This is a genomic window from Halapricum desulfuricans, from assembly GCF_017094525.1.
Classification (GTDB): domain Archaea; phylum Halobacteriota; class Halobacteria; order Halobacteriales; family Haloarculaceae; genus Halapricum; species Halapricum desulfuricans.
The window spans coordinates 404,764-422,104 of sequence record NZ_CP064788.1; the positions used below are offsets into that span (position 1 = coordinate 404,764).

Annotated in this window: 14 protein-coding genes and 1 pseudogene; 8 read left to right on the plus strand and 7 right to left on the minus strand. The window is 65.3% G+C overall.

The genetic code is table 11. The annotated features are described in order from the left end of the window. Nucleotides 1–141 precede the first annotated feature (141 nt). Nucleotides 142–2,328 carry an elongation factor EF-2 gene (locus HSR122_RS02040; protein WP_229111029.1) on the plus strand — a complete coding sequence of 729 codons (2,187 nt, stop codon included), beginning with the start codon at nucleotides 142–144 and terminating at the stop codon, nucleotides 2,326–2,328. Between the two features lie 42 nt (nucleotides 2,329–2,370). Here HSR122_RS02040 and HSR122_RS02045 read toward each other — a convergent pair whose 3' ends face one another. Continuing rightward, entirely contained in the window at nucleotides 2,371–3,339 is a 969-nt protein-coding gene (locus tag HSR122_RS02045) for a DUF5787 family protein (RefSeq protein ID WP_229111030.1), read from the minus strand. A gap of 277 nt (nucleotides 3,340–3,616) precedes the next feature. Here HSR122_RS02045 and HSR122_RS02050 point away from each other — a divergent pair, with 277 nt between their 5' ends. From HSR122_RS02050 to HSR122_RS02065, 4 genes are read left to right on the plus strand one after another with little or no spacing between them, the layout of a single operon-like run. Further along, nucleotides 3,617–4,396, plus strand: coding sequence for an electron transfer flavoprotein subunit beta/FixA family protein (locus HSR122_RS02050; protein ID WP_229111031.1), 780 nt, complete (start codon nucleotides 3,617–3,619; stop codon nucleotides 4,394–4,396). Beyond that, nucleotides 4,397–5,425 carry an electron transfer flavoprotein subunit alpha/FixB family protein gene (locus HSR122_RS02055; protein WP_229111032.1) on the plus strand — a complete coding sequence of 343 codons (1,029 nt, stop codon included), beginning with the start codon at nucleotides 4,397–4,399 and terminating at the stop codon, nucleotides 5,423–5,425. It abuts the gene before it with no gap. Then, on the plus strand, nucleotides 5,422–6,750 hold the full coding sequence (locus tag HSR122_RS02060) for an FAD-dependent oxidoreductase (RefSeq protein WP_229111033.1): 1,329 nt from the start codon (nucleotides 5,422–5,424) through the stop codon (nucleotides 6,748–6,750). Before HSR122_RS02055 ends, HSR122_RS02060 begins: the two co-directional genes overlap by 4 nt. A 2-nt stretch (nucleotides 6,751–6,752) precedes the next feature. Then, complete coding sequence (locus tag HSR122_RS02065; protein WP_229111034.1) at nucleotides 6,753–7,079, plus strand: ferredoxin family protein; 327 nt, start codon at nucleotides 6,753–6,755, stop codon at nucleotides 7,077–7,079. 118 nt (nucleotides 7,080–7,197) lie between these two features. Here HSR122_RS02065 and HSR122_RS02070 read toward each other — a convergent pair whose 3' ends face one another. Continuing rightward, nucleotides 7,198–7,659, minus strand: coding sequence for a GNAT family N-acetyltransferase (locus HSR122_RS02070; protein WP_229111035.1), 462 nt, complete (start codon nucleotides 7,657–7,659; stop codon nucleotides 7,198–7,200). A 67-nt stretch (nucleotides 7,660–7,726) separates the two neighbouring features. Then, nucleotides 7,727–8,299, minus strand: coding sequence for a cysteine hydrolase family protein (locus tag HSR122_RS02075; protein ID WP_229111036.1), 573 nt, complete (start codon nucleotides 8,297–8,299; stop codon nucleotides 7,727–7,729). Nucleotides 8,300–8,380: 81 nt separating this feature from the next. Between HSR122_RS02075 and HSR122_RS02080 the strand changes: the two genes are divergently transcribed. Beyond that, a complete protein-coding gene (locus tag HSR122_RS02080; protein WP_229111037.1) occupies nucleotides 8,381–10,030 on the plus strand; it encodes an Hvo_1808 family surface protein in 1,650 nt (549 codons plus the stop codon). Nucleotides 10,031–10,072: 42 nt separating this feature from the next. Then, nucleotides 10,073–11,380, plus strand: a complete 1,308-nt coding sequence (locus HSR122_RS02085) for an Hvo_1808 family surface protein (RefSeq protein WP_229111038.1) — start codon at nucleotides 10,073–10,075, stop codon at nucleotides 11,378–11,380. Between the two features lie 129 nt (nucleotides 11,381–11,509). Here the strand turns inward: HSR122_RS02085 and HSR122_RS02090 are convergent. Continuing rightward, nucleotides 11,510–12,908: pseudogene (locus tag HSR122_RS02090) on the minus strand (RNA-guided endonuclease InsQ/TnpB family protein). A gap of 278 nt (nucleotides 12,909–13,186) precedes the next feature. Then, nucleotides 13,187–13,915 (minus strand): DUF5518 domain-containing protein, encoded by a 729-nt coding sequence (locus HSR122_RS02095; protein ID WP_229111039.1) that lies wholly within the window; start codon nucleotides 13,913–13,915, stop codon nucleotides 13,187–13,189. A 164-nt stretch (nucleotides 13,916–14,079) separates the two neighbouring features. Between HSR122_RS02095 and HSR122_RS02100 the strand changes: the two genes are divergently transcribed. Further along, entirely contained in the window at nucleotides 14,080–15,237 is a 1,158-nt protein-coding gene (locus HSR122_RS02100; protein WP_229111040.1) for a nicotinate phosphoribosyltransferase, read from the plus strand. A 21-nt stretch (nucleotides 15,238–15,258) separates the two neighbouring features. Here the strand turns inward: HSR122_RS02100 and HSR122_RS02105 are convergent, their stop codons facing one another. Then, entirely contained in the window at nucleotides 15,259–15,819 is a 561-nt protein-coding gene (locus tag HSR122_RS02105; protein ID WP_229111041.1) for a DUF1684 domain-containing protein, read from the minus strand. A gap of 118 nt (nucleotides 15,820–15,937) precedes the next feature. Continuing rightward, a complete protein-coding gene (locus HSR122_RS02110; protein ID WP_229111042.1) occupies nucleotides 15,938–17,269 on the minus strand; it encodes a M28 family metallopeptidase in 1,332 nt (443 codons plus the stop codon). Between the last annotated feature and the right edge of the window lie 72 nt (nucleotides 17,270–17,341).

Here is a 17,341-nt window from a genome sequence, read left to right on the forward strand (position 1 = left end):
CTCAGGGTATGCAGACGTATCACTGTTGCGGGGCTGGGAAGCGCGTTCGCATCTCTCGAACATCCGACCGGGTGTCCCACTGTCTCGCACCCGGCTGGAAACACTACCCTTTTGACCCTCCTGCCGGTAGAGTCGCGCATAATGGGCCGACGCAAGAAAATTGTCCAGGAATGTGAGACGCTGATGGACAAACCGGAGAACATCCGGAACATCGCCATCGCTGCTCACGTCGACCACGGCAAGACGACGCTGACAGACAACCTGCTGGCCGGTGCCGGCATGATCGCCGACGAGGGCGAGGCGACGAAGCTGATGATGGACACCGAGGAGGACGAACAGGAACGCGGGATCACCATCGACGCGGCCAACGTCTCGATGACCCACGAGTACGAGGATACCAACCACCTCATCAACCTCATCGACACGCCGGGCCACGTCGACTTCGGCGGGGACGTCACCCGCGCGATGCGTGCCGTCGACGGTGCGCTGGTGGTCGTCGACGCCGTCGAAGGCGCGATGCCCCAGACCGAGACCGTGCTGCGGCAGGCACTCCGGGAGGGTGTCAAGCCCGCACTGTTCATCAACAAGGTCGACCGCCTCATCTCGGAACTCCAGGAAGGTCCCGAAGAGATGCAGGAACGGCTCCTGTCCGTGATCCACGACGTCAACGAACTCATCCGCGGGATGACCGAAGACATGGACGACGTCGAGGATTGGACAGTCTCTGTCGAAGGCGGGACTGTTGCATTCGGATCCGCGCTCTACAAGTGGGGCGTCTCGATGCCCTCGATGCAGCGGACGGGCATGGACTTCGGCGACATCATGGAACTGGAGCGCGCGGACAAGCGCCAGGAACTTCACGAGCGTACGCCGCTGTCGAACGTCGTGCTCGACATGGTCTGTGAACACTTCCCGAACCCGGTAGACGCTCAGCCCCGTCGTATCCCGCGCATTTGGCGCGGCGACGCCGACTCGGATCTCGCCGAAGAGATGCGGGTCGTCAACGAGGACGGCGAGGTCGTGTTCATGGTCACGGACATCTCGATGGACCCCCACGCCGGCGAAATCGCCACTGGACGGGTCTTCTCCGGAACCCTCGAGAAGGGCCAGGAGCTGTACGTTTCCGGGACGGCCGGCAAAAACCGCCTGCAGTCTGTCGGGCTGTTCATGGGCGGGGAACGCGAGGAAGTCGAGCACGTCCCTGCCGGAAATATCGCCGCTGTGACCGGGTTGAAGGACGCGATCGCCGGCTCGACGGTCTCCAGCGTGGAGATGACGCCGTTCGAGTCGATCGAGCACATCTCGGAGCCGGTCATCACCAAGTCCGTCGAGGCCCAGTCGATGGACGACCTGCCCAAACTCATCGAGACGCTCCAGCAGGTCGCCAAGGAGGACCCGACCATCAACGTCGAGATCAACGAGGACACCGGCGAGCACCTCATCTCCGGACAGGGTGAACTTCACCTCGAAGTCGTCACCCAGCGGATCGAGCGCAACCAGGGGATCCCGGTCAACACGGGCGAACCGATCGTCGTCTACCGCGAGGCCCCGCAGAGCGAGAGTCGCGAGGTCGAGGGTATCTCGCCGAACCGTCACAACCGGTTTTACATCACGGTCGAGCCTCTCGATGAGGACATCGTCGAGTCGATCAAGATGGGCGAAGCCTCGATGGACATGCCGGAACTCGAACGCCGCGAGGCCCTCCAAGAGGCGGGACTGGACAAAGACACCTCTCAGAACGTCGAGCACATCCACGGCAGTAACGTCTTCATCGACGACACGAAAGGGATCCAGCACCTCAACGAGACGATGGAGCTGGTCATCGAAGGGCTCGAAGAGGCCCTCAACGACGGCCCGCTGGCCGCCGAACCGGTCCAGGGGTCGCTCATCCGCCTCCACGACGCTCGTCTGCACGAGGACGCCATCCACCGCGGTCCGGCACAGGTCATCCCGGCCGTGCGACGAGCCGTCCACAACGCCCTGATCGACGCCGATATCAAGCTGCTCGAACCGATCCAGGACGTCCGTATCGACGTGCCCAACGACCACATGGGTGCCGCGAGCGGTGAGATCCAGGGTCGCCGTGGCCGCGTCGACGACATGTATCAGGAAGGTGACCTCATGGTTGTCGAGGGTATCGCACCGGTCGACGAGATGATCGGCTTCTCCAGCGACATCCGAAGCGCGACCGAGGGTCGTGCCTCCTGGAACACCGAGAACGCCGGCTTCCGCGTGATGGCCGACAACCTCCAGCCCGAGAAGATCACCGAGATCCGCGAGCGCAAGGGCATGAAGACCGAACTGCCCGAAGCCGTCGACTACTTCTAGATCGCGGCGCTGTCTCTCTCGTTTCGACGCCACGGAACCGTGTCAGCCGAACCGATCGAGTCCCACCTGTCGTCGCTGGTGGCCGTCCGGGTCGCGCCGCCAGGCACTGCTGGCCGCGCGTTCCCGCTCGCGGTCGAACGCGGGCGGCTCGGCGGACTGATAGCCCGGACAGTCCGGTCCACACTCCACGGCCGGCTCGACGATCCGGTCGTGAAACGTACAGAACGGGACAGTCGCCGCCCGCGAGTCCGCCGACGGATCGCAGTTCGCACACCCCGGGAGTTCGGTCGGTCGCCACCCCTTGCCGTACGCCCGCTCGGCCAGCCGTCTGCGGGCACGCCGCTTTTGCTCGGGGTCGACCGGCCGAATCTCGGTCCGCCCGGGGTGTTCGGCGATGATCTCGGTCCCGTCCGTCGCGGGATCGAGCGTCTCCGGCTCGCGGATTACCTCCCGGCTGCCGGTGTCGGGATCGAACCGCCAGACGCCGACCGCCTCGGGAACCCGATTGAGGTGCGCGCCAGTAACGTACGATTCCGTCGCGAGGACCACCCTGTCGAACAGCCCCAGCGCCACGTCCTGTCGGAGCTGGCGCTGGAGGTCGCCCGGCCGGGCCAGGTCGGGCTTGTTCTCGATGCCGACGAGCCGATCGAACCACTCCTCGGGATAGCGGGCCGTCTGTCGCACGTGCAGGGTTCTGTTCCGCCGTTCGCGCTCGAAGAACCCGATCTCGATGCCGTGTTCGATCAGCGACTTCGCTCGGTCCGGCTTGCGATCGGGGAAGACTTCCCGCCAGTCGCGGGCCCGACCGACGCCGACCGCCGCCTCGATGGCCGGCTGCGGGATCGTCCGATCGGTGATCTCCGCCCGTCGATCGAACCCGGGTCCGGGTTCGAGCACGACCGTATCGACGATCCGCCGGCCGTGGACGCTCGCGCCGATCTGGCGGCCGAGCACGCGCTGGTCGGTTTCGAGTGTGGCACACAGCGCCAGTTCGAACCCGTACTCGCGCACGTCGAGAGATTCGTCCCGACGAGCAAAAGCGTCTCGCCGGGACTCGCTGTCACCCCCACTATACTCGATTCTGTAACCCCGTATATATGGGGTTGCATATTGCAACGGACACGTCGGCGAATCGAACGGTCGAGGCCGTGCGCTCTCTCATATACTTGAATCTACCGCTGCGTGTGTGGCTTCTCACGCGCTGGGAATATGGCGTTTGTTTACTAAGATAAGGCGCTGTTTTTCCGAGTGAAGAGTTACCCCACACCCGATATATGGGGGTCTTACAATGACAGATGGATGGAACATAGTCGTCTGCGTCAAGCAGGTACCGGACGCGGACGACGTCTCGATAGATCCGGAGACGGGACGGTTGAATCGCTCCGACGCCGAGGCCGTGATGAACGCACCGGATTACAACGCGGTTGAGGCGGCGCTGGAACTGCGCGACGAGGTCGGCGGAACGGTGACGGCCCTCTCGATGGGGCCGCCCAACGCCGACGCAGTGTTGCGCATGGCCGTCGGGATGGGGGCCGACGACGGCGTGCTCCTGTCGGATCCGGCCTTCGGCGGCAGCGACACCTGGCCGACGAGCCTCGCACTCGCCCGCGCGGTCGACGAACTGGACGCCGACGTGGTCTTCGGCGGCGAGGAGACGACAGACTCCTCGACCGGGCAGGTCCCGCCGGGGATCGCCGCGCACAACGGTTGGGCACAACTCACCTACGTCGAGGAACTCGAAGCGCGGCCCGATGAGAAGCGGCTGGCCGCCAGACGCGACATCGAAGGGGGGTACGAGCGCGTCGCCGCCGACCTCCCCGTCGTCGTCGCGATGGGCTTCGGCGAGAACGATCCCCGTCCGGCGGGCCTGCACCGCAAGATCTACGCCGAGACCGACTTCGAACCCGAGACCTGGACGGCCGAGGACCTGGGCGTCGAGGACGAGGTCGGATTGGCCGTTTCCCCGACGCAGGTCGGCGGGATGGACACGGCCGATCCGGTCCCGCGCGAACAGGAGGTCGTCGAGGACAGCGAGGAACTGGCCGAGCAGATCGCGGAGGTGATCTAGATGGCGGCAACGAGCGACAGCGGCGTCGACATCGAGGAGTACGACGACGTCTGGGTGTTCGTCGAACAGCACGACGGCGAGGTCGCGAGCGTCACCTGGGAACTGCTGAGCAAGGGCCGTGACCTGGCCGACGAGCGCGGCGAGGACCTCGTCGCGCTGGTGATGGGCGAAGACGTTGCGGAGACGGACATCCCCCAGCAGTGTATCGCTCGCGGTGCGGACAGGGTGCTCGTCGCCGACGATCCGGTATTCGAACCGTATCGATCCGATCCCTACGGCGAGCAGTTCCGTCACCTCGTCGAGACTCGCAAGCCCGCGGTCGCACTGATCGGCGGGACTCACACCGGTCGGGACTTCGCCGGCCGGGTCGCGGTGCCGACCCACGCCGGACTGACCGCCGACTGTACCGAACTGGAGATGGAAGACGGTCGCTACGAGATGCGCCGGCCCGCCTTCGGCGGGGACGCGCTCGCGACGATCATCTGTCCCGAGCACCGCCCGCAGATGTCGACCGTCCGGCCGGGCGTGTTCCCGGCCGCCGAACCCGACGAGGACCGCGACGGCGAACTCGAGGACGTCGAAGTCGTCGTCGACGAGTCGGAGACGATGACCGAGGTACTCGACCGCGAGGTCGGCGACGTCGCCGACATCACTGACGCGGACGTCGTCGTCGCCGGCGGGATGGGCACTGAGGGCGACTTCGAACCACTGTGGGAACTGGCCGATCTGCTGGACGGCGAGGTCGCCGCGAGCCGCGACGCCGTCGAGGAAGGCTGGATCGAACCCGCCCGGCAGGTCGGCCAGACCGGCAAGACAGTCCGGCCGAAGCTGTACATCGCGGCCGGGATCTCCGGTGCGATCCAGCACCTCGAAGGGATGGACGACAGCGAGACGGTGGTCGCGATCAACACCGATCCCAACGCACCGATCTTCGACAACGCCGACTACGGTATCGTCGGGGACCTCCACGAGGTCGTCCCCGAGCTGATCGAGTACTTCGAGGAGCATGAGGAGGCGATTCCGGCATGAGTGAGACTCCGAACTACGATAACATGTACGACGCAATCGTCGTCGGCGCGGGACTGGCCGGGTCGACGGCCGCACTGACGATGGCTCGCGACGGGCTAGACGTGATCATGATCGAGCGCGGTCCGTCGCCGGGGACGAAAAACGTCTTCGGCGGCGTGCTGTACACGCCCCGGATCCGCGAACTGACGGACTTCGAGGACGCCCCGAAGGAACGGTACGTCGCGAAAAAGACCTACAGTATGCTCAGCGAGGAGGGCGACGAGACCTCGATGTCGATCGCGCCCTCCTCCTGGCGCGAGGAGCCGCACAACGACTCCTGGATGGTCCTGCGCCGGGACTTCGACGAGTGGTTCGCCGAGCAGGCCGTCGACGCGGGCGCGACGCTGATCACCGAGACGACGGTCACTGACTTGATCAAAGAAAACGGGGAGATCGTCGGCGTCGAGACCGATCGGCCGGACGGCGAGTTGCGGGCGCCCGTGGTTGTTCTCGCAGAGGGTGCCAACTCGCTGGTCAGCGAGGCCGCCGACCTCAAACAGCAGGACGACCGGGACAACGTCGCCGTCTCGGTCAAGGAGGTCCGCAAGTACGACCGCGAGAAGATCGAAGACCGCTTCCACCTTGACGGCGATGCCGGGCTGGCCGCCCACTACTTCGGCGACGGTGCCTGTGGCGACGCCGTCGGCGGCGGGTTCCTGTACACCAACAAGCGGACCGTCTCGATCGGCGTCGTCTACTCGATCGAGGACGCCGCCCGTACCGATCAGACGCCCGACGAGGTGCTCGAGGAGTTCAAACAGCACCCCGCGGTCGCGCCGCTGGTCCGCGGCGGCCGGATGGTCGAGTATTCGGCTCACGCGATCCCGGAAGGCGGGCCGGACTCGATGCCCGAACTGGTCCACGACGGCGCGGTCATCGTCGGCGACGCCGCCGGGCTGGTATTGAACAGCGGGATCCACCTCGAAGGGACGAACATGGCCGTCGAGAGCGGTTATCACGCCGGTCGGGCCGTCGCCGACGCGCTCGCACAGGGCCGGACCGACGCGGCCGCGCTGGCCAGCTACGAGACCGATCTCCGCGACTCGTACGTCGTCGAGAACCTCGATCACTACGGCTGGTTCATGGACACCGCGGCCGAGGAGAAGGAGTTCCTGTTCGATGACCTGCCGCGGGCGCTCGGCGAGGCCGGCGACGCCTACTTCAAGATGGACAACACACCGAAAGACGAGCACGTCTCGGAGGCCAAGAGCCGTATCCTCGATGCGACCGGCGGCTGGCTCGGTGCCGCCAAAAAGGCCTGGAAGTTCCGCAAAATGCTATCGTAACAATGAGTATCAAAACCCCATCCGTTCCGGACACCCCAGAGGTAGAGCGCGAGACCATCGAAGACCGCCTGTACACGGTCAAGTACAGCGACAGCGGCGAGTCCCACCTCGACGTCAAGGTCGAGGGGATCTGCGAGGAGAAGTGTACGAACTACGAGTGTGTCAACGCCTGTCCCGCCGACGTCTGGCGGGCCGAGGAGGGCGGCGTGCCGACGATCGCCTACGAGAACTGCCTCGAGTGTGGCACCTGCCGGTTCGCCTGCCCGCACGGTAACGTCGAGTGGGAGTACCCCGAAAACGGGAACGGGGTTTCCTACAAGTTCGGGTAGTGCGAGGACGAGCGAAGCGAGTCCTCGAACGGAGCGAGCGGCAACGGCGCGAGCAGCGAGACGCCGAGCGAAGCGAGTCCTCGAACGGAGCGAGACACTCCTTTCGTCGCGTCCCGCCCTACAGCGATTTCTCGAAGCTGATCAGTTCGTACTCGCCGAACGACCGTCGGCCCCGTTCTTCGAAGCCGTGGGCCGGGTAAAACTCCGTGGCCGCCTGCTGACGGCGAGCCGTCTCCGCGAGCAGTTGCGTCGCACCGCGTTCGCGGGCGCCCTGCTCCAGCCGATCGAGCAGCGCCGAGCCGATGCCGCGGTGCTGATAGGCGGGATCGACGCGCATCCGGAACACCTCGGCAACCTCGTCGTCGATCGTGAGCCCGCCCATCCCGACAACATCGCCGTCGAGATCGGCGACCAGGAACTCGCCGCCCGAATCGAGATATTCGGACTCGATCCGACGGAGGTCGTCGATCCCGGGCACGTCCTCGGGGTCGGTCCCCTCGGCGGCCATCGCTCGCTCGTTCAGCGCCAGCACGGCGTCGCCATCGGCGGGCTCGAACCGGCGGATCGTGGCGTCGATCATCGCGATGGCTGTCCCCGTATGCCGAGACGCCCACTCACGCTCGGGGATCGACTGACAACCATCGCGATCACGCGAACTCGACGTCCTCGCGGGTGGTGACCTCGCCGAACAGGAAATCGGCGTGTTCCAGGGCGTACTCGCGGTGGTCGTCCTCGATCGCGCCGACGGCGTCCTCGAGCAGGATCGGCCGGTAGTCGCGCAACCCAGCGCTGGAAGCTGTATGCAGGACGCAGACGTTCGCCAGCGTGCCGACGATCACCAGATCGTCGATACCGCGAGCGTTCAGCCATCCCTCCAGTTCAGTCCGGTAGAAGGCGTCGTAAGTGTGTTTCTCGACGATCAGGTCCGCGTCGTCGGGGTCGAGTTCGTCGACGAGTTCGGCCTCCCAGGAGCCTTCCAGCACGTGCTCGCCCCACCGCTCGAACTCGTCGTAGTAGTGGGCGTCCTCGAACTGCTCGGGCGGGTGGACGTCTCGGGTGAACACGACGGTCGCGCCCGCCTCGCTGGCTCGGTCGACCAGTTCGGCACAGGGCTCGATCGCCTCCTCGCTGCCGGGCGCATAGAGACTTCCGTCAGGGTGGCAGAACCCGTTCTGCATGTCGATCACGACGACTGCGGTCGCGTTTGGGTCCAGTCGCATACGCGCGTCTACGGGTTTCTGCCCGAAGACAATTGTGCCGTATCGCGTGCGTTTTTATACGATCAGCTCGTTGGCGAACGCATGCGCATGCGACTTGCCGTGGTGGCGGTGCTACTGTTGGCCGTTGCCGTCGTTTCGATCGGTGCGGTCGGCGGGACTGCCCCGGCGTCCGAGAGCCCGCTCGCACAGTCGTCGAACGATACCGCCAACGAGGCACCGCCCGATCCCGAGGCGGACCGGCTGGGCTGGGAGGACGGCCGCTGGTACAACGAGTCGATCGACGTGACGCCCGAGGACGGCCTCAACGACACCGAACTCGACCTCGTGGTCGCCCGGGGGATGGCCCGCGTCGAGCACGTCCGGGGTCTGGAGTTCGAGGAGACGCCGCCGGTTGAGGTTATCAGCCGTGACGAGTTCCGCGAGGAGACCGGCAGTCGCTACGGGAACGTCACCGAGAGTCAGCGGCTCGCCGAGAACGTCTACTACGAGGCGCTGCTGATGGTCGACGAGTCGACCGATGCCGTCGGCGCCCAGCAGTCGAACACCGCCGGCGGCGTCGGGGGGTACTACGATCCAGCGAGCGGCGAGATCAAGATCGTCTCCGAGAACACGGACACGCCCCAGATGAACGAGATCACCCTCTCACAGGAGCTGTTCCACGCGTTGCAGGACCAGAAATTCAACATCTCGTCGTTCAACCAGTCGACACAGGAGCTGCACAACGCCAGAGACGGCATCATCGAGGGCGACGGCAACTACGTCGACTACCTGTATCAGCAGTCCTGTGAGAACGAGTGGGACGGGGAGTGCATCATGCCCGAAGACGGCGGCACGCCGTCCGATTTCGACCCCCACTTCGGACTGTATCAGATCCAGCTCCAGCCCTACAGTGACGGTCCCGCGTTCGTTAGCGACCTCCACGAAGAGGAGGGCTGGGAGGCAGTGAACGAGGTCTACGAGAACCCGCCCGCCTCGACCGAACAGACGATCCATCCCGACAAATACGGTGCGGACGCCCCGACGAACGTGACCGTCGAGGACACCTCCAGCGAGGACTGGCGGCCGCTGGATGTCGCGAACGGAACCGACTACGAGTCCTTCGGCGAGGCCGGACTGTACGTGACGCTGTGGTATCCGGGCTACGAGAGCCGGGGAGATACGATCATTATACGGCCCACAAACCACATTGCAGGTGGTGAACTCGACCCGTACAACTACAACCACCCCTACACTGCGGGCTGGGACGGTGACAGACTCGTCCCGTACGTGACCGACGACAGCTTCGAGACCAACGAAACCGGCTACGTCTACGAGATGGTATGGGACTCGGAGGACGACGCTACCGAGTTCCTCGACGGGTACGAACAACTACTCGAGTACCGCGGGGCCGAGCCAATCCAGGCCAACGAGAGTACCTACCGGATCGCCGACAGCGAGCGCTTCGATGACGCCTTCTACGTCGAACAGGACGGGGCGAACGTGACGATCGTCAACGCACCGACTGTCGAGGCTCTCTCGGATATCCGTGCCGGTGCCGCGCCGGCGAACGAGACCGATCCCGGTGACGACACGCCCGCGGACGAACCGACTGACACGCAGACAGACGAACCCACGGATTCGCCAAGCGAGACCACGACCGAGACTGGCGACGGGTTCGGCCCCGGCTTCGGCGTACTCGCCGCGGCGCTCGCGACGATCGCGGTCGCGCTGGTAGCGGCCCGCCGGCTGTAGCGAGCGGAATCGCTTTCCCGTTCGAACCCTGTTTTCCTGCCGATGCGGCGGTTGCTCGCGATCGCGGCGCTGCTGGCAGTCGTACTCGGAGCCAGCTGTCTCGCGCCGGGCGGTCCGGGCGAACTCGGCGTCGAGAACGGGTATCACTACGACGACGCCATCGCCGTCACGGTCGAGGACGGACTGAACGAGAGCGAGCGCGAGGCGCTACTCGGGCGGACGATGGCCCGGATCGAAGTCATCCGCGAACTGGAATTCGAGCGGACGACGAACGTGACGGTCATCTCCCGCGAGGAGTACCGAAATCGGACCGGCAACTCGGGCGATCCGACGAACCTGACCGACCGACAGCTGTGGAACGAACAGGTGTGGGAGGCCCTGCACATCGTCGGTGAGAACGAAACCTATCCCGATGCGCGGTCGAGCAACCGCGGCTCGTCGGTCGTCGGCTACTACTCATCGGGGAAATCCGGGATCGTCCTCGTCAGTGATTCGTCGACGCCACAGGTGACCCGCGGGACGCTCGTCCACGAACTCGTCCACGCGCTGCAGGACCAGCAGCTGAATCTCGGCGAAACGCGCGACCTGCAGGACGCACAGCTCGCCGTCCGGAGCGTCATCGAGGGCGACGCCAACTACGTCGAGGCGCGCTACGAGAACCGCTGTGGAGCCTCGTGGGACTGCATCGAGACGCCCCGGGCGACCGGCCAGCGGTCGGACTCGTTCAATGCCGGGCTGTTTCTGGTGAGCTATCTCCCCTACGCCGAGGGGCCGCAGTTCGTCGAGTCGCTTCGCGAACGCGACGGCTGGGGGGCCGTCGACGGGAGCTACGAGGCCTTCCCCGCGAGCAGCGAGCAGGTCATCCACCCCGAGCGCTATCCCGATGACGAGCCGACGAACGTGACGGTTCCCGATCGCTCGAGCGACGAGTGGAGTCGGTTCGACGACCTCGACCGGCCCGTCTACGACACCGTCGGCGAAGGGTCGATCTACGCGATGTTCACCGCCGTCGGCGTGATCGACCGGAGCGGAGCAGCGCGCTACGACTACGAGCACCCGCTCTCGACCGGCTGGGCGGGCGATCGGCTCGTCCCCTACCGTAACGACAGCGGCGGCTACGGCTACGTCTGGCGACTCGCCTGGGAGACGCCCGAGGAGGCCGGCGAGTTCGCCGACGGCTATCGCGCGTTGCTCGAGGGATACGAGGCCGAACGCCTCGACGGCGGTCGGTACGTTGTCGAGGGCGGCGCGTTCGCCGACGCGTTCCGGCTCTCGCGGGACGGCAGGACGGTCACGGTCGTCAACGCGCCGACAGTGGAGGGACTCGAGGGCATCGACGGTCCGGGGTGACTGATCGAGAGCGCCGACAGCCAGTACTATGACATCCTCCGCGCCGTGAACAGAGAGGGACTACGTCCCTCAAGCAGTCGGGCGAAGCCCGACGACGGCGCGGTTTCCTCCGTGGGAGTCTCAGCCGGTCTAAGACTCGCCGGAGGCAACATTCCCGTTGTGGTGGACGGTACTCGGGTCTGTGCGCTGTTCTTTGGGACTTTCATGAGAGCGTGGTGACTCCGACCAGGTGTGGTCGTCCCACTCGAACCGCACGGGCCGTGCCATCGGCCTGACTGCCCGTTCTGTCTGCCGTCTCAGGAACGTTTCTGACGTCCCGAGAACCGAAGGTTCTCGTGGGCACGCAAGACGCGTCGCGTCTTGCGAACGCTGTAAGGTCGGCGTGCCCTTCAAACCCACACGGACAGGTGAGCGTGTCCTGATGCCGTGTCGTTCGGTCCGTGCCGCCACACTGCGGGCACTCTTGGCTGGTCCATGCTTCCGACCGGACTTCCACCGAGATGCCGTATTCCTCGGCGGTACACGCTAGTCGCTCGGTGAATTGCTTGAACGCCCAGAAGTTGTGGGTCTTTGCGTTCACCCTGACCGACCAGTGCGTTTCGAGTACGTCGGTCAACCCACCGATATACACCGTGTCCACGCCCTCGGCGTACAGCCGTTCCAGCAGGTCACGACACAGTGCTTCTTGGGCGTGGTCGCGGCGACGAGTCCGTTTCCGGTACAACCGCCGGATACGCTTGCTACTGTACCTGCCTTCTTCGAGTTTCGACTGCAACCGGGCGATTTCTCGTGTCGTCTCACGGAAGCGGTCGAACAACTCCCGGCCTTCGTACAGATATTGCTCGCCGGTCGTTGTGGTACAAGCGACGAGATTGTTCGCACCAATATCCAGAGCGGCTGTTTCGGAAGCCAGTGGAGTATCCCGTGCATCATCAGAAACAGTCACGGGTTGCGAAGCTCGGAAGGTGCTGTCTGTCTCGTCGTACCACAGTTCTAGTCGGCCTTGGTCCTCGTAGTCAGGCCAGTTCGGATCGCCAACGATTTCCAGCCGGAGACGACTTTTCGGGCTGTTGTGCCTGTCACGGAGTTGTTTGCCGACAACCATCTCCAGTCGAGAGCGGTCGCCCCATTCGACGGTGTAGGCATCCTTTCGGACGACGCCTTTGAGAATGCGCCCGTCGTCCTTGTTCCCACGGAAGCCCGGCGGTTCGGGGTGTTCCGTGACTGACGTATTCGACTCGTCGTGATACGCTTTCTTGTTCTTGAAGAATGACCGCCACGCTTCGGTGTTTGCCCGCCGGACAGTTTGAGCGGTGGACGCGCCGAGAACGCCCTTGTATTTGCCTTCGAGTCGGCCTGTATCGGCATCCCACACGTCGCCCTCAAAACCGTCTTCGTCGTTGTAGCGCATGAGGCGTTGGTAGTTAATCTCGTTCCAGAGAGCAGCGGAAGCGTCCAACAGGTCGCGTAGCACCTGCTCATCGTCGTCGGTGAGCGGTCGCACGGCGAACGTGTTGGTACGCTTCACGACAACAGATTATTATACTTTTAGTCTTAAAGTCTTTTCGTATGCGCCCAAATATCGACATTTCACACACCCTCGGTGGCCGAGTCAAAGACTACGCAGGAGCGAACGATTTGGACCTCTCAGAAGCCTATGCAGAGGTGTTAGAAGCAGGACTCGACACGTTGGAGACTCAAGACCAGCAGTAACACGGCGGTTTCTCATACTGCCGGCTGTAACAAACTGAAGGAATTCGCCACCCCGGGGTGCCGAATCATTTCGAAAAGTTACAGCCACCAGTATCACTCGCCGTCGGCCAGACGACCCCCCGCAAAGCCGCCCAGCGCGCCGAGCCCGGCACCGTAGGCACTGACCACCAGCAACCCGAAGAGCATCCCCGCGACGACGACGAGGCCGAGTCCCGCCTCCTGTATCGTGGCGAATCCCGCGTACAGGCCGACAGTGACGAAGCCGAGCAGGACCAGCGCCGGAGCCATCGACAGGAACCCGGAGAGCGCACCGACGCTGACTGACCGTCCGGACGCCGGCTGTTCGAGGTAGCCCGCCAGCCCACCGCCGAGGATCGGCGAGAAGGGGACGAACGAGAGCACTGCCGTCGCGACTGCACCGAGCACCGCCGACGATTGATACGAGTCGACTGGAGCCCCCTCCCCGACGTTTTGATGGGCACGGTGTCGGAACACGACGTACCCGATCGCGAACAGGACGAGCCCGATGCCCGTCACGAGGAGACCGAGCCCCGTCCAGTTGACGACCTCCAGGGAGAACTCAAGCGTCTCCGCCTCCGTGAGGTCTCGCTCCAGAACGACGACCGTGATCTGCCCGCTCTCGATATCTTCCGCGAGCAACTCCCTGTCGACGACGAAACGCACAGCGGTACCCCCGACGAGCAGTGCCATCCCGCCGAGCGCGATGACCACCCCGACGAGCCAGTCGACGTACTCTGGTATCGGCCGAGCCAACACGGGATCGTCTGGCTCACTACTGGCTGTGCTGTCTGTTGTCTCCATACGTCAGTGATACGACGTGCACCGGCTTAATTGTTGTTCAAAGTACAATTTCTGCCCGCTCGGGTGGCGAACTCGCCGGTGACCACACAGTCCATGTCTCGAAGTGGCGACTTGCGCTTCGCACAAAGGATACGCTTTTTTCGCCGCTGGACCGTAAGACAGACATGACCGACTCAGGGCCGTTCGATTTTCTCGGCAGCGAGGCGATACAGGACGGGCGGGCGAGTGACGCGTACTTCGACCGCACCGTCGAGGCGCTCGAACACGCGGGCAAGAACCCCCACGTCGTCGCGGAGGTGACCGCAGACCAGTTCCCGACCGGCGAGTTCGAGGTGCTGGCCGGAGTGAAAGACCTCGCACACCTCTTCGAGGATCTCCCGGTCGACGTCGACGCGCTGCCGGAGGGACAGCTGTTCGACGGCGGACCCGTCGCTCGCGTCGAGGGGGAGTACCTGGACTTCTGTCGGTTCGAGACGGCACTCCTGGGCTTTCTCTCGCATGCCAGCGGGGTCGCGACCAACGCGTTGCGCGCTCGACTCGCCGCGCCGGACTCGACGGTGTTGAGCTTCGGCTCGCGACACGTCCACCCCGCGATCGCGCCCGTCGTCGAGCGAAGCGCCCTGATCGGCGACCTCGACGGCATCTCCAACGTCGCCGCCGGCGAGATGATCGGCCGGGAAGCCGGCGGAACGATGCCCCACGCGTTGCTTCTGTGTTTCGGACGGGGCGAACAGGAGGCGGCCTGGCGTGCCTTCGACGAGGCCGTCGCCGAGGACGTCCCGCGGGTCGCGCTCTGTGACACCTTCTCCGACGAGGTCGACGAGACGCTCCGGGCGGTCGAGACAATCGAGGGCCTCGACAGCGTCCGACTCGACACGACGAGTTCCCGACGCGGCGACTTCCGGCACATCGTTCGGGAGGTCACGTGGGAACTGGACGCCCGTGGGCACGACGACGTGGGCGTGTTCGTCAGCGGCGGGCTCGGGCCCGCGGAACTTCTCCACCTTCGGGACGTCGTCGACGGGTTCGGCGTCGGCGGGTACGTCAGCAACGCCGATCCGATCGACTTCGCGCTGGACATCGTCGAGATCGACGGCGAGGCGACGTCCAAGCGAGGCAAACTGGCCGGCGTCAAGGACGTCTACCGGACGCCGGACGGCGGCCACCACGTCGCGCTGGCCGACCAGCCGGGCCCCGTCGACGGGGACTCGCTCATGGAGCCGCTGGTCCGTGACGGCGAGATCGTCCGGGCGTTCGACGTCGACGAGGCCGCCCGGCGGGCACGTCAGGACGCCGACGCCGTCGGCTTCGGTACCGAGTGATTCGAGAACGAAACGACGCGATCAGTGGTGGGAGTGGCCGACCGGCTCGCCCGGGTACGCCTTTTCACCGGCTCTGACCGGGATGTCGAGCCAGTTCTCCATCGGGATCAGCGGGCACTCGTAGGCCTCGTTGTACGCACAGGTGGGGTTGTACGCCTCGTTGAGGTCGAGAATCCACGTCCCCTCGTCCGTCCTGTCGTGTTCCGGTTCGAGGTCGATGTACCGGCCCGCGCCGTAGGTCTCCTCGTCGTTGGTCTCGTCGCGGAACGGCACCCATAGCCGGTCCTCGCCGCCGACCGGCTGGTAGGCCTGCAGCGTCACGTCCTCGCCGTCGACCTCGAAGCGGAACTCGCCGTCGCGGACGTACTGCTGGCTCCCGTCGGCGGTCGTCTCGACGGTGATCTGCTCTTTGTCGTCGTGTTCGTGGAGTTCGAGTTCGAACCGGTAGTCCGGATCGATCGGGTAGTAGTCGAGTCCCGCGAAATCCGCGTGGTTCGGGATCGGCGACCGCGGGTGCGAGGCGAAATACTGCTCTTTCTGCTCGCGCTGCTGTTCGAGTTCGCTCTGCCAGTCGGCGCTCATGTCCACCGATACGGTGACCAGCCAGTTTATTCTTCCGACTGTTGTGCACGTGATGGACAAGACCGCCTGTCGATCTCCGAAACCGTGGCGGCGGGGGAGTTGCAGCGTCCTCACTCGATCACTCGTCCCACGCGTCGGGCCAGACGCCGGCGGCCCGCATGCTGGGCTCGGCGTCCGACAGCTCGGCTTTCAGTCGGTCGGGATCGATCCGCTCGAGATCTGCACCGGCCAGTTCACGGACGAGCAACGCCGCGAGCATCGCGTGTTCGCGCAGCGTCCGCCGATCGACCTTGTCTCTGGTGTCCGCGCGGGTGTGCGTCCACCCTCGTTCCCAGGGGCCGGTCTCCCCGCCCGCCTGACTGTGGACCTGCAGCGTCGGGATACCCCGGCGGAGGGACGGCCAGTGATCGCTGTAGGGATGGGGGCGATCCCCGATCTCGACGGGGTGACCGACCGTCTCGAAGACCTCTTCGACCAGCGTTTCGATCTCGTCGCTGGCGTGAGTCAGCGCCTGGATCGTCCGCTCGCGGCCGACGCCGTCGAGGTTGACAACGGCGTGTACGTCATCGGTGTCGATATTCGCCGCCAGCGTCTCGCTGCCCTGCAGTCCGAGCTCCTCACAGCCGACCAGCGCGACCTCGACCGACCGGTCCAGATCGAGTCCCGAAAGCGCCTCGACGACCGACAGCAGGACCGCGACGCCACAGCCGTTGTCAAGCGCCCCCTCACCGACGTCGTGGGCGTCGTAGTGGGCGAGTAGGAGCACGCGCTCGTCGGTTTCGGGGCCGAACCGGCCCCGGACGTTCTGGCTCGTCCCCGGTTCGACCGACGCGGTGACGTTCAGCCGTGCGGCCGCCCCTTCCCGGGCGTACTCGCGGAGCCACTCGCCGGTCTCGTAGCTGACACCGACCGCCGGGAGCGTGTCTCCGACCCGGAGCGATCCGGTCGGCGGGAGCTGGCCGGGGCGATGGTTCGCGAAGATGAACCCCGTCGCTCCCCGCTCGGCCGCGTGACCGATCTTTTCGGTTCGGTGGACGAATCGGTCGGCTGAGGGCGGCGTGGCCCCGCTCGCGACGACGATCGCGTCCTCGACCTCGCTGTCGTCGAGTTCCGCCGGCGTGCCGTACCCGACGTCCACCAGCGGCGCTTCGACGGTCGATTCCGGGCAGTAGGGCAGCGCTCGCGCCTCGAAGGTTCGCTCGCGGTCGCGACTGTGGACGTGGACCAGCAGCGACGTCTCCCCGCGGGTCCACTCCGGGATCGCGAACGACTTCTCTCGGACGTTATCGAGACCGAGGGCCTCGAGTTCGTCGCGCAGGAACTCCGCCGCGCGTTTCTCGCCCGGATGCCCCCCGAGCCGGTCCTCGAACTCCGCCAGCGTGCTCAACACGCGCCAGGGGCGGTCGGACTGCCAGATCGTGCCGAGACGACGCGCCACCCGTTCGTCCATGGAGGGTGCGTCGAGCGGGGACATCAAAAACCCCGTGGCGGACCGTCCGGTCGGCACAGTCGGCAGTATTAG